The sequence below is a fragment of the Acinetobacter sp. neg1 genome (genome assembly GCF_000788125.1).
Classification (GTDB): domain Bacteria; phylum Pseudomonadota; class Gammaproteobacteria; order Pseudomonadales; family Moraxellaceae; genus Acinetobacter; species Acinetobacter vivianii.
This window is the reverse complement of the sequence record NZ_JSZD01000012.1, coordinates 152,761-165,957: the sequence shown is the minus strand read 5'-3', so window position 1 is coordinate 165,957 and position 13,197 is coordinate 152,761. Positions and strand designations below refer to the sequence as shown.

Here is a 13,197-nt window from a genome sequence, read left to right as displayed (position 1 = left end):
ACGATGACAATAACAACATCAGCAATTAAATTTGCCTATTGGGTTCCCAATGTCAGTGGCGGTCTCGTTGTAAGCAACATTGAACAACGTACCGACTGGAGCTACGACTACAATGTGCGCCTCGCACAGGCAGCAGAAAAAAGTGGCTTTGAATATGCATTGACCCAAATCCGTTTTACGGCAGGCTATGGTGCTGAAAACCAGCATGAGTCGGTAAGTTTTAGCCATGCCTTATTGGCAAAAACTGAAAAACTCAAAGTGATTGCTGCGATTTTACCAGGCCCTTGGAAGCCTGCACTTGCAGCTAAACAGCTAGCCACCATTGACTATCTGACCCAAGGACGTGTTGCGATTAATGTGGTCAGTGGCTGGTTCCGTGGCGAATTTGATGCGATAGGCGAACCGTGGCCTGAACACGATGAACGTTATGTGCGTTCAGAAGAATTTATCCGCACCCTCAAAGGCATCTGGACTACTGACAACTATAGTTTTGATGGCAAATATTACCAGTTCCAGAATTACACGCTAAAACCGAAACCACTGCAAAAACCTCATATCGAAGTATTTCAGGGTGGTAGTTCCCGCGCCGCACGTGATATGGCTGCTCGCGTATCCGACTGGTACTTTACCAATGGCAATAGTGTGGACGAAATCAAAAAACAGATTGATGATGTACGGGCAAAGGCCAAGCTAGAAAATCGTCAGGTCAAGATTGGCGTCAATGCCTTTATTATCGCCCGCGATACCGAAGAAGAAGCCAAAGCTGTCTTGAATGAAATTATTGCTCAGGCCAATGTAGAAGCCGTCAATGCCTTTGGTGATGCGACACGCGAAGCAGGAGCAGCAGCGCCTGAACGTGAAGGCAACTGGGCGAAATCAACCTTTGATGATCTGGTGCAATATAACGATGGTTTTAAGACTAATCTGATTGGTACACCCCAGCAAATTGCGGAACGAATCGTAGCGTTGAAGAATGTCGGCGTTGATTTAGTACTTTCAGGCTTTCTGCATTTCATTGAAGAAGTCGAATATTTTGGAGAAAAAGTCTTGCCACTGGTTCGTCAACTTGAACAACAACAGGAGCATCTATTGATCGAAAAATCAGCTTAAGCGTTGGAACTAAACAAGAAGAAAAATAAAAGACATGGCACATACTCTCACCCCAAGACTCGGCTTGGGGTCTTTTATTTTAAGCCGTTGCAATTTCTCGCATCACCGTCTCGACCGAATAACGGCACCATTTGGATAACTGCTCGATAAACTCATTTAACTGTGCAGGATCAAAATGGCTGACAATCATATAACAGGCATTGCCAAGAATTTTAAAACACTCATCCACCTGCTCATATTGTTTCACCAGCAGTTCCACTTCAATAAAAGCTTGCTGATCATTCATAAACAGTTGAATAAACTGCTTATGTTCATAATGAACAGCAATCGTATAATTTTTAATGATGCCTGCATCCATGAGTTGGGCGATACGCGCACCCACCGCTTGCCCTGTACGATGTACTCGCTGACCAATGTCTTTATGGCTTAAACGCGAATCTTGTTTGAGAAGTTCAATAATTTTTAAGTCGATGGGATCAAGTTCAATATTCATTTTTCATTACGAAAGAAAACCAGCAACAATGCTTTCATCTGAATATAGCGGATTTTTCACGCTTCCCCTACTCTTGTTTTAACTTAACACTGGAAGTAAAAACGATGAAACAAGCCCTCCTGATTATTGATATTCAGAACGATTATTTTAAAAATGGTAAAATGGAACTGGTCAATCCAGACCACGCACTGGCGCAAACCAACCGATTAGAAGATTATTTTATCCAGAATAATTTGCCTATTATTTATATCCAGCATATTAGCCCAGCCACTGCCAGCTTTTTTCAGGAAAATACCGTCGGTGCTGAATTACATCCACAATTAAAAGTAAACAATCACTCGATTATTGTCGAAAAGCATTTCCCAAATAGCTTTGTCGATACCAATCTGAAAGCTATCCTTGAGCAGCATCAAGTCGAACAACTGGTGATTACTGGCATGATGACGCATGTATGTATTGATTCAGGAACACGTGCTGCCAAAGAGCTGGGCTACCAACCCATCGTGATTGCCGATGCAACTGCAACCCGTGATCTCGAATATGACGGTAAAACCGTGAAAGCCGCGGATGTCCAAACCGCATTTTTATCGGCATTAGGTTTCTTTGCCACGGTACAAAGCACGGCTGATTTTTTAGCAAATCATTAAGTAATATACATAAAAAAAGAGCGTTCGTTTAAACGCTCTTTTTCAATTTAAATGGTTTCTATCGGTTTGGATAAACCGTCGCAATCAAATGATCAACCACAGCTGGCTCTGCCAGTGTTGAAGTATCACCAAGCGTATCAAGTTCATTGGCAGCAATCTTTCTCAAGATACGGCGCATAATTTTACCTGAACGTGTTTTTGGCAAAGCTGGCGCCCAATGTAAGGCATCAGGCGTTGCCACAGGCCCAAGTACTTTACGCACCCAGTTCACCAACTCCTTACGTAGCTCTTCCGATTCTGCAACATCAGCCTGTAAGGTGACGAAGGTGCAAATACCCTGCCCTTTGATCTCATGCGGCATCCCGACCACAGCAGCTTCAGCAACCGCTTCATGTGCCACCAACGCGCTCTCAATTTCAGCCGTACCCAAACGGTGTCCAGAGACGTTTAATACATCATCGACGCGCCCTGTAATCCAGTAATAGCCATCTTCATCTCGACGCGCGCCATCACCTGTAAAATAACTGCCTTTAAAGGTTGAGAAATAAGCCTCAATAAAGCGCTCTGGATCGCCCCAAATGGTTCGCATCTGGCCTGGCCATGAATCTTTAATTACCAGATTGCCTTCAGTCGCACCTTCAAGTTCATTGCCTTCACCATCCACCAACGCAGGTTGTACCCCAAAGAATGGACGTGTCGCCGAACCAGGTTTGAGCGCAGTAGCACCTGGTAATGGCGAAATCAGAATTCCACCTGTTTCAGTTTGCCACCATGTATCGACAATTGGACAACGCCCCTCACCAACAACTTCGTGGTACCAGTTCCATGCCTCTGGATTGATCGGCTCGCCTACAGAACCAAGTAAGCGTAAGCTACTGCGATCACTTTCACGCACATAAGCATCGCCTTCGCGCATCATGGCGCGAATCGCGGTTGGTGCAGTATAGAGAATGGTAATGTTGTGCTTATCAATAACATGACCAATACGTGCCCATGTCGGATATTGTGGAATGCCTTCAAACATCACTGTTGTAGTGGCATTGCTAAGCGGGCCATAAAGCAGATAACTATGCCCTGTAATCCAGCCCACATCCGCGGTACACCAGTACACATCATCTTCTTTTAGATCAAAGATTTCTCTAAAGGTACTGTTGACATAAACCAGATAACCGCCTGTGGTATGCAACACACCTTTAGGTTTACCAGTTGAACCTGAGGTATAGAGAATGAATAACGGGTCTTCCGCTTTCATTGGCTCAGGAGGACAATGCTCATCAACTTCCATGATCGCCAAGTGATACCAGATATCACGTGGTGCATTGAACTGAATCGGGTTACCTGTACGATGGACCACAATCACATTCTGGACGCTTTCTGTTCCCGCAATCTCTAATGCGGCATCAACATTTTCTTTCAATGGAAGCAACTTACCGCCACGCATTCCAGCATCAGCAGTAATCACCAGTTTCGCTTGGCTATCTTCAATACGGCTGGCCAATGAGTCTGGAGAGAAGCCGCCGAATACAACACAATGCACTGCACCAATCCGTGCGCAGGCCAACATGGCAATCGCAGCTTCAGGCACCATCGGCATATATAACACCACACGATCACCTTTGCTGATCCCTTGTTTTTTCAGGACATTGGCAAAGCGGCACACTTCATCGTGCAGTTCGACAAAAGAGATGATCTTATGACGTGACGGGTGATCACCTTCCCAGATAATCGCGGGCTTTAATGGATTATCTTTAAGGTGACGGTCTAAACAGTTTACAGAGACATTCAATTCACCATCTGCAAACCATTCAATTTTAAAATTATCTTGATGAAAACTGGTATTTTTCACCTGCGTAAACGGCTTAATCCAGTCAATATTTTTTGCTTCTTCTGCCCAAAATGCTTCAGGCTGCTCAATCGATTCCTGATAACGTTTGAAATAGTCTGCTTCCGAGATTCTTGCCGTTTCTTTGAATTTATCAGGCACTGGGTAGATGTCTTTCATAGCTTACTTCCTTGGTCTTTTATCTCATATCCTAGATGCTCTCATCTATTCTTCTGGATATGTTTTGTTCTCTCTAGCAGTATGGGCACCATTTACAAGCGCAAACAATGCGGCTTTGGTCGTAGGAATGTTATTCTGTTACGACTAGGGGCTGTTAACATTTCACAATGGCTGAAATGTTAACAGCCCCTAATTTATTTTCAAAAATTTACTCAAAATAATTTAAATCTGAACTGCTTGTCTATGCTTTTTCTTTTTAAAATAAGTGATTATTTTGATCATTGCATCGAGCTTAAAAGATTTAATAAACAAAAGAACAGGAATCACCTATGTTTAACCCCGAAACACCCACATCTCCTCTACCGATCAATGATCATCCATTATCGCCAAATGGACGTTTTAATCGTCTGAGTTATATCGGCTGGTACGGATTATTGAGTCTGGTGTGTATGGCTGCTTTTATCGGCATTTTTGCATTCACTGGATTTTTTAGCATGAATCAGGCGAATGTTGATGCGGCTATCATGTCAGTATTTTCAGGCCTCTCGTTTTTTGCCCTGATTGCACTGTGGTTAGTGGCGCTGTATTGTCAAATTGTGTTCTTGATCCGTCGCTTACATGACCTGAATAAAACGGGCTGGCTATGCCTGATCTTATTGGTGCCTATTCTGCAATTCTTCTTTACCTTATATGTGCTACTTGCGCCAGGTACACCACATCGTAATGACTATGGTGATGTGCGTCCTTCACGTGGCTGGGAAAAAATACTGGCTTGGATCATGATTCTCATCACAGTTCTGATGATGTTTGGCCTATTCACATTTGCTTATTATTTTGCCAGCCCAGACCTTTTGGATATGCCAACACAAATGATTCAAAACACAACTGAATATTTCTAAAGAAGCTTTATATGTGATTAAGAATATGAACAGTATCACTAAAGCTTTTCTTAAACTGCATATCTAGGCGGAGATCTATCCAATTCATGAGATAAATCAGCTATGATAGAACGAATGATTTATTCTCTTTATTTGCATGCAATCATCAACTCCTTTACGACTCGATATACAGGGATTACGTGCTGTTGCCGTCCTTGCAGTAATTATTTTTCATGTTAACAAAGAATGGTTACCATCAGGTTTTATTGGAGTTGATATTTTTTTTGTTATTTCTGGATTTATCATCTCCTCTATTATTTTAAATAATAATAAAAATTTTAGCTTCTTAAACTTCTATAAAAAAAGAATAATTAGGATTATTCCAGCATATTTACTTTTACTCAGCATCTGTGCAATTGTTTCAATAATACTACTCACCCTTTCTGATTTAAGATACTTCCTTGAAAGTTTGAAATATACTCTATATTTTTATAGTAATCATTATTTTTCTACATTTGGCGATTACTTTTCACCAATGTCGGAGGAGCTCCCCCTATTACATACTTGGTCACTTGCTATAGAAATGCTATTCTACTTCATTTTACCAATTCTGCTTACATTTTTTTCTAGAAAAAAATTAAAGAAATAACAATTATATTAATTGTCCTTCTAACATTATGGGTCGAAATAAAGCTTAACAGAACCAATGAAGACCAATATTTTTCTTTACTATCAAGAATACCAGAATTTCTTATTGGAACTCTAGCCGCCCTACTCGCTAGAAACCCTATCATACAAGAAAAAAAGTTTCTAAGTTTAATTGGAATATTTATTTTACTTCCTTGCTTCTTTTTAATCCCAAATCAACACTTCCCAGGAGTATTAGGTCTAATTCCATCTATTTGCATTGCTTTAACTATTATTCAGAAAGATAGTTTTATTAATAAAATATTAGAAAGAAAATCTCTTGTATTTATTGGAACTATTTCATATTCTCTATATTTATGGCATTGGCCAATTTTTAGCCTTTTTTAGATATTATCAAAATACACAACAATTGACACTACCAACCATTATTATTGCTATTTCACTCACTTTTTTTTGTGCTTACATTTCCTACATTTTCATAGAAAATAAACTATCAAAATGCAAAACAATTTACATTTATCTATTTATAATAGCAAATTTAATTCTTCTTTCTTTTGTTCTATTTTTTGGAGAAAAAATAAACAAAAAAATCACTCCTGAACAACCAATATATCTTACCAGATATGCTGATGACAAAAAAATATGCCATGGAAAAATAGTTGAAATGTGCTTAAAACCACTCATAAAAGACCATTCAATATTAGTTATTGGTGACTCGCATGCAGCTCAATTAAATATTTATTTTGATACTCTTCAGCTTAAATCATCATATTCATTTAACATTATATCTTCAAGCTCTTGCCTCCCTATTCAAAATTTCAATATTAATAACCTTCCAACGTGGGCTCGGGCCTCTTGTACATCTCAGACTAAAGTCATTGAGTCTAAATTAAACAATTACAATACAATAATCATTGCTGGATTATGGTCAAAACATTTCAAAGACCAACAGTCTATGACAGCTTTAGATAACTTTATTGAAAAAAACAAAGTTAATCATCGTATCATTATACTAGGGCAAATACCTACATTTACAAAAAACATTAATCGAATACAGCATTTCCAAAATTTACATTTAAATCCAAAGATATCAATCGACCCATTACAAATGAAAGCCAATGTTAAATTAAAAGAAATAAGTCAACGCCATGATATAGAATTTATTAATTTTTCTAATAATCATTTTTTTAACAATGTTCCTAAATTTAATGATAAATTTATTTACTATGACTCAAATCATTTAAATGAACTTGGATCAAAGTATTATGCGGAAGCTACTGGCAATGAGTTATTAAATGTATTAAATAAATTACAAATAAATACTCTTCTTAACAGCTATTCCATAGATGATAGAAGGCGATAATATTCTATGGTTTGATTTGATTATGATGGGAAACAGAGGCTGAATTTTGCATGCGTATTCGCAAGAAATTCATTATGATTGCTTCCCTCATTGACTCCTTCCTTTGCGAAATAGAGATTTTCCTGTGGCGAATGAACAAACAACATTGACTGAAGTCGCGAGAGATACGGGTGAGCTGATTCATCAAGCAGGGACAAAAACGACCCAGACCGTACTCGCCCATACTGAAAAATATCACGATGCCTATACCACGATTGATAAAATCATGGATAGCTTCTGGGAGCGCCTGCCCTATATCGGAATCGCGATTACGGTTTTCGTTATTTTCTGGCTACTCACCAAATTATTTAAACTGTTTATTCGCAAGACTTTAGAAAATCGCAGCTATACCCGACAGAATCTGGTACTGGTGCTGAATCGCGTCGGTAGTACCTTTATTATCTTCTTCGGTTTCCTGATTGCATTGGTGATCGCTATTCCAGGCTTTACACCAAGCCAACTGATTGGTGCTTTGGGGATTGGTTCGGTTGCGATTGGTTTCGCTTTCAAGGATATTTTCCAGAACTTGCTATCAGGCATCCTGATTCTGATCAGTGAACCGTTCCGTATTGGCGATGATATTGTCGTTAATGGTATGGAAGGCAATGTCGAAGACATTCAGATCCGCGCGACTTTTTTACGTTCTCCGGATGGTCGCCGCATCGTGATTCCAAATGCGACCGTCTATACCAGCGCAGTCACGGTCAATAATGCCTATCAACGTCGTCGTTGCGAATTTGTGGTCGGCATTGGCTATGAAGATGATATGCAAAAGGCCAAGCAGATTATTATGGATATTCTGGATCACAATCTAAACGTATTGAGTCAGCCAGGATTCTCCGTCAATGTCACGGCGCTTGCAGATTTCTCAATTAACCTGACTGTACGCTGGTGGGTCAATACCACGGAAACATCAACATCAACCTCAATCAGTGAAATTCAGGAACTTGTGGTGACGGCATTTGATGAGAAAGGCATCTCTATTCCATATCCAGTACAGGAAGTGAAAGTCTATCGTGGCGATCAATCTGAACAGGCTGATTCCTCAGACAAACAAACGACCTAAAATATTTGATACGGCTGTTTCAGTCCGCAAAATTCGGTTGCCTATGCTCATTGCTTGGCAGCCGTTTTTTTTCAGCAGCTCAATTTCATACGGAATAAAGCCACCTTCTGGCCCAATAATCAGGCTACAGCCATGCTGAATCGCATAAGGCATGTGTTGTTCCGCATAAGGATGCGCCACATAAGCAGGTCGCTCGGCATTGATCCATGTCGGCAAGACATCTTCAACAAAGGGCTTAAAGCGTTTATAAAGCTGGATCTCGGGTGCAATGGTATCGCCTGCCTGTTCCAGACCAAGCGTCACATAATCATCGAGTTGTTGTAAAAATGGCGTTTGCCAGTAACTTTTATCCACCCGATAACTATGAATCAGGCTGATTCGTTCAACGCCCATCGTTACTGCATCCATGATGATACGACGCAACACTTTGGGCCGTGGCAAGGCGAGAATCAAATGCACAGGCAGTTTTTCAGGCACTGTATCTGCCTGAATCGGTCTCACTATAATGCGCTGTTCTGAAATCTCCAACACTTCGGTGAGATAACGCAATTCTTGGCGTATCCCCACTTTCAAGCTATCACCTACGTTTAATTCGAGATGCTGCCGTAAATGTTGAAGTTGGCGTGGATTGTCAATTTGCCATGCATCATTGTTAACAATCTGGTCGGGTTCAAGTAAAACAATATTCATGGCAAAGTGGTTTGTGCAAGGTAATGATCAAGTAACTGAATATGTTTTTGTAACGAACCCTGATTACGTTGCAACACCTGCTGCGCACGTTCAACCAGTTGCGTGGCTTGTGCAGAATCATCTAGACAGCTCAATAAATGCTGTACCACCTGCGCGGCATCATCACCGATCAAGATACCTTGTTCAGCAACGAATTCATCCACAATACTCTGGAAATTGAAGTAACGCGGGCCAATTACGGTGACAACATCCAGTGCCATAGGCTCCAGAATATTATGTCCCCCGCCTGGCTCATTCAGTGAACCACCAACAAAACAAGCCTGACTCAAGGCATACCACAGCCACATTTCGCCCATACTGTCAGCAAGAAAAACTTGTGTATCCGCCTCAATCGGCTGTTGCAGGCTACGGCGTTGAATTTTTAAATTTAAACTTTGGCAGACTTGATACACTTCATCAAAGCGTTCTGGATGCCGTGGCACCACGATACAGAGAAGGTTCGGATTTGAATTTAAATGTGGCTGCAACTGTTGTAGCAGACTGTGCTCTTCAGGTGCATGGGTACTGGCCAGCGTGATGATCTGCCGATCAGCCAAGTGCCATTCCTGTTTGAGTTGCTGTGCTTGCGCTACAAAATGTTCTGGCGCAGTAATATCAAATTTAATATTGCCCACCACCTGACTTTTGGCTTGATCAAGCCCCAAGCTGACATAACGTTGCTGCGTAGCTACATCCTGTGCCAGTAACCACGTTAACTGTTGCAACATTGGCTGGGTTAAACGGCGAACTTTAGCATAACCATTGGCAGATTTTTCAGAAAGGCGAGCATTTAATAAAATGCAGGGAATTTGCTGTTGTTTTGCTTCTGCAATCAGGTTCGGCCAGATTTCAGTTTCGACCAAAGCCAATATTTTAGGTTGATAACGCTGAAAAAACTGTTTGAGTAATGACTTCTGATCGACAGGCAGATAGACCGCCTGAAATAAATCTAAATAAGGTGCTTTTTGAAAAAGTGACTTTGCCCGTGCCTGTCCTGTCTTGGTGGTATTGGTCACCAGAACTGGATGGCCTAATTTTAAGTAATGTTCAATTAAGGGCTGGGCTGCATTGGTTTCGCCAACAGATACCGCATGAAACCAGATGGCTCCACTATTTTTGACGGGTTGAAATGGACCAAAACGCTCAAGACATTCTTGCTGAAACAGTGCATCACTTTCCGCCCGCTGCTTGATTTTCCAACGATATAACGGCTTGATACATGTCAATAAAAAGTTATACCAGAACGGGGTTTGCTGTACTGCGTTTTGCTGCGCCATCCGAGACCATGATTCACAATTTGATTCCCGCTCATTATGCGGAATTTAAATAAAAAACTCATGCAATTTTGGTAAATCACATGAGTCATTTTTTAAAGTTTTAAAATTTTTTAAAGTTTTAAAATTTTTTAAAGTTTTAAAGCAGATTAAGCTTCTAACTTTTCAAATACAGGATAATCGGTATAACCTTCCGCACCTGCACCATATAATGTTTGTGGCTGAAGCGGATTTAATGGTAAGTCATGCTGCAAACGATCCAGTAAATCTGGGTTTGCAATATATTGTTTACCAAATGAAACGGCATCCGCCTGTCCAGTTGCCAAAATACGTTTCGCTGATTCGGCAGTGAGGCTTTCATTGGCAATCCATACACCTTTAAATTTAGGGCGTAATTTTGGCATTAAGCTGTCTTCTGCTTCATATTCACGTGTGAAAATAAAGCCAATATTGCGTTGATCCAATTGCTCAACCACATAACCAAACGTTGCCAATGGATTTTCATCACCCATATCATGGGAATCACCACGTGGTGCAAGATGCACACCAACACGACCCGCGCCCCATACTTCAATGAATGCATCGACCACTTGCAATAATAAACGCGCACGGTTTTCAATTGGGCCGCCGTATTCATCATTACGTTGGTTGGTAGTGCTTTGCAGGAACTGATCGATCAAATAACCATTGGCAGCATGCAATTCAACACCATCAAAACCAGCTGCTTTTGCCAATTCTGCAGAATGTTTATATTGCGCAACAATTTCCTGAATTTCTTCATGCGATAAAGCACGAGGGGTTACAAAAGGACGTTTTGGACGAAGTAAGCTCACTTCACCTGCAGGTTGAATCGCGCTTGGTGCGACAGGCGTATCGCCATCCAGTAAGTCTGGATGTGAAATACGTCCAACATGCCATAACTGAACCACAATTTTCGAGCCTTGTGCATGCACAGCATCTACAATTTTGTGCCATGCCTGAGCCTGTTCTTGTGACCATAAGCCCGGGGTATTGGCATAACCTGCTGCTTTGGGACTGATGACAGTCGCTTCAGTAAGAATTAAGCCCGCATTGGCACGCTGTTGATAATATTCCACCATTAAATCGTTCGGAATACGTTGTGCACCACTACGTGCTCTGGTTAGAGGTGCTAAAACCAGACGGTTTTTAATTGTAAAATCACCTACTTGTAACGCAGAATTTAGTTCAGCCATGATCGCCTCAACTTACACTTCTTGATTTAAAGTGTTTGTTTTAAATGTTCGATGTATTGCTGAATCAAAGCTTCATTGCGGGTAAAATAGGACCATTGCCCATATTTTTCGACATTAATCAAACCTGCCTGCTGTAACACAGACAAATGATTCGACATAGTCGACTGTGCAACCTTTCCTAAACGTTCGATGTGCCCTGCACATACGCCCCGTTCGAAACTGCCACCACATTCTTGTACCGGTAAAAATTGCTCAGGCTCTTTCAACCATTGCAAAATCTGTCGACGTAATGGATTGGCTAAGGCCTTGCTTATTACATCAATATCCATAGACTCACCACGCTTCTCAACAGGCAAAGCTTTGTTCAGCATCTAAACCCAGTATATCGAACTTTTTAAATATTAATATCTATTTTTTCCGATATTAATATCATATTTTTTCGATTAACTGGGCGATGCTGAACGAGATTGCCGTTTTAATTGGATTAAAACTTATAAACCTTGCTTCAAACTTGCTTCGATAAATTTATCGAGATCACCATCTAAAACTGCTTTGGTATTCGAAGTTTCTACACTGGTACGCAAGTCTTTGATACGTGAATCGTCTAAAACATAAGAACGAATCTGGCTGCCCCAACCAATATCAGACTTTGAGTCTTCCAGCGCTTGCGCAGCTTCATTACGTTTGCTCATCTCTAATTCATAGAGTTTGGCACGTAACTGTTTCCATGCGTGATCACGGTTAGCATGTTGAGAACGCTGGTTCTGACACGCCACCACAATACCTGTTGGTGCGTGAGTTAAACGTACCGCAGAGTCAGTTTTGTTAATGTGCTGACCACCCGCACCCGAAGCACGGTAAGTATCGGTACGGACATCCGAAGGATTAATATCAATTTCGATATTGTCATCAATCTCAGGTGAAATGAACACGGCCGAGAATGAAGTATGACGGTTATTGTTACTGTCAAATGGTGATTTGCGTACTAAACGGTGAACACCACTTTCGGTACGTAACCAGCCATAAGCGAACTCGCCATCTACGCGAATGGTCGCAGATTTAATCCCTGCAACATCCCCATCAGAAACTTCCATCAATTCCGCTTTAAAGCCGTGACGTTCAATCCAGCGCAAATACATACGCAATAACATCGACGCCCAATCTTGTGCCTCTGTACCACCAGAACCTGACTGGATTTCAAGGAAGCAAGGATTTGGGTCCATCGGATTGCTAAACATACGGCGGAATTCAAGATTACCTAAAGCCTGTTCAGCACTGTCTAATTCAGCCTGTACATCGACAAGCAAGCTTTCATCATCCGCTTCAACAGCAAGATCAAGCATCGCTTTAGCATCATCGAGCTGTTCAGCAAGACGATCAAATACACCAATGGTATTTTCTAAACTGCCCTTTTCTTTTGCGATAGCTTGAGCACGGTTTTGATCATTCCAAATCGCAGGGTCTTCTAATTCTCTTAAAACTTCTTCTAAACGTTCAACTTTTAGATCGTAGTCAAAGATACCCCCGTAGTGTTTGGCTACGATCAGATAAATCTTTCAATTGGACTAAATACGGATTAATTTCCACGCGTGTTTTCTCACAACTTTTTCACTTAATCCGCTATTTTAACATAACTGTTTTGGTCGACACAGCACCCTTATTTTGGCTTTATTTGTTTAAAAAAATAATATTTCAAGTTAGCTATTCAGTATAAACAATTGGCTAAACTCGCCT

General features: G+C 41.0%; 14 protein-coding genes. 7 read left to right on the top strand and 7 right to left on the bottom strand.

The annotated features are described in order from the left end of the window. Positions 1-3 precede the first annotated feature (3 nt). On the top strand, positions 4-1,110 hold the full coding sequence (sfnG, locus tag PJ15_RS09235; RefSeq protein WP_047430081.1) for a dimethylsulfone monooxygenase SfnG: 1,107 nt from the start codon (positions 4-6) through the stop codon (positions 1,108-1,110). A 79-nt stretch (positions 1,111-1,189) separates the two neighbouring features. Here the strand turns inward: sfnG and PJ15_RS09230 are convergent, their stop codons facing one another. After that, on the bottom strand, positions 1,190-1,603 hold the full coding sequence (locus PJ15_RS09230) for an Lrp/AsnC family transcriptional regulator (protein ID WP_047430078.1): 414 nt from the start codon (positions 1,601-1,603) through the stop codon (positions 1,190-1,192). Positions 1,604-1,707: 104 nt separating this feature from the next. Between PJ15_RS09230 and PJ15_RS09225 the strand changes: the two genes are divergently transcribed. Continuing rightward, complete coding sequence (locus PJ15_RS09225; protein ID WP_047430075.1) at positions 1,708-2,250, top strand: cysteine hydrolase family protein; 543 nt, start codon at positions 1,708-1,710, stop codon at positions 2,248-2,250. Positions 2,251-2,308: 58 nt separating this feature from the next. Here the strand turns inward: PJ15_RS09225 and acs are convergent, their stop codons facing one another. Beyond that, positions 2,309-4,252 carry an acetate--CoA ligase gene (gene acs / locus PJ15_RS09220; protein ID WP_047430074.1) on the bottom strand — a complete coding sequence of 648 codons (1,944 nt, stop codon included), beginning with the start codon at positions 4,250-4,252 and terminating at the stop codon, positions 2,309-2,311. Between the two features lie 329 nt (positions 4,253-4,581). Here acs and PJ15_RS09215 point away from each other — a divergent pair, with 329 nt between their 5' ends. The 5 genes from PJ15_RS09215 (at position 4,582) to PJ15_RS09200 (ending at position 8,246) form a co-directional block, all read left to right on the top strand. Continuing rightward, entirely contained in the window at positions 4,582-5,151 is a 570-nt protein-coding gene (locus tag PJ15_RS09215) for a DUF805 domain-containing protein (protein WP_047430071.1), read from the top strand. 136 nt (positions 5,152-5,287) lie between these two features. After that, complete coding sequence (locus PJ15_RS18890) at positions 5,288-5,779, top strand: acyltransferase family protein (RefSeq protein WP_047430068.1); 492 nt, start codon at positions 5,288-5,290, stop codon at positions 5,777-5,779. After that, positions 5,767-6,165, top strand: coding sequence for an acyltransferase family protein (locus PJ15_RS18945; RefSeq protein ID WP_155766457.1), 399 nt, complete (start codon positions 5,767-5,769; stop codon positions 6,163-6,165). Before PJ15_RS18890 ends, PJ15_RS18945 begins: the two co-directional genes overlap by 13 nt. After that, the gene (locus tag PJ15_RS09205; protein ID WP_047430066.1) at positions 6,098-7,141 is read left to right on the top strand and encodes an SGNH hydrolase domain-containing protein; all 1,044 of its coding nucleotides are present in this window, start codon (positions 6,098-6,100) and stop codon (positions 7,139-7,141) included. Before PJ15_RS18945 ends, PJ15_RS09205 begins: the two co-directional genes overlap by 68 nt. A 124-nt stretch (positions 7,142-7,265) precedes the next feature. Continuing rightward, positions 7,266-8,246 carry a mechanosensitive ion channel family protein gene (locus PJ15_RS09200; RefSeq protein ID WP_004776220.1) on the top strand — a complete coding sequence of 327 codons (981 nt, stop codon included), beginning with the start codon at positions 7,266-7,268 and terminating at the stop codon, positions 8,244-8,246. On the opposite strand, the gene PJ15_RS09195 is transcribed toward PJ15_RS09200, so the two are convergent. From PJ15_RS09195 to prfB, 5 genes are all read right to left on the bottom strand, one after another. Then, positions 8,226-8,936, bottom strand: coding sequence for a 16S rRNA (uracil(1498)-N(3))-methyltransferase (locus PJ15_RS09195; RefSeq protein ID WP_047430064.1), 711 nt, complete (start codon positions 8,934-8,936; stop codon positions 8,226-8,228). The genes PJ15_RS09200 and PJ15_RS09195 overlap by 21 nt on opposite strands. Then, positions 8,933-10,252 carry a 3-deoxy-D-manno-octulosonic acid transferase gene (locus PJ15_RS09190; protein WP_047430061.1) on the bottom strand — a complete coding sequence of 440 codons (1,320 nt, stop codon included), beginning with the start codon at positions 10,250-10,252 and terminating at the stop codon, positions 8,933-8,935. Before PJ15_RS09190 ends, PJ15_RS09195 begins: the two co-directional genes overlap by 4 nt. Positions 10,253-10,398: 146 nt before the next feature. Next, positions 10,399-11,463, bottom strand: a complete 1,065-nt coding sequence (locus tag PJ15_RS09185; RefSeq protein ID WP_047430059.1) for an alkene reductase — start codon at positions 11,461-11,463, stop codon at positions 10,399-10,401. 26 nt (positions 11,464-11,489) lie between these two features. After that, positions 11,490-11,792, bottom strand: coding sequence for an ArsR/SmtB family transcription factor (locus tag PJ15_RS09180; RefSeq protein ID WP_017196833.1), 303 nt, complete (start codon positions 11,790-11,792; stop codon positions 11,490-11,492). A gap of 162 nt (positions 11,793-11,954) precedes the next feature. Continuing rightward, a protein-coding gene (gene prfB / locus PJ15_RS09175) for a peptide chain release factor 2 (RefSeq protein WP_123775406.1) occupies positions 11,955-13,050 on the bottom strand; the annotation gives its coding sequence in 2 pieces (ribosomal slippage) (positions 11,955-12,977 and positions 12,979-13,050; 1,095 coding nt in all). Positions 13,051-13,197 lie beyond the last annotated feature (147 nt).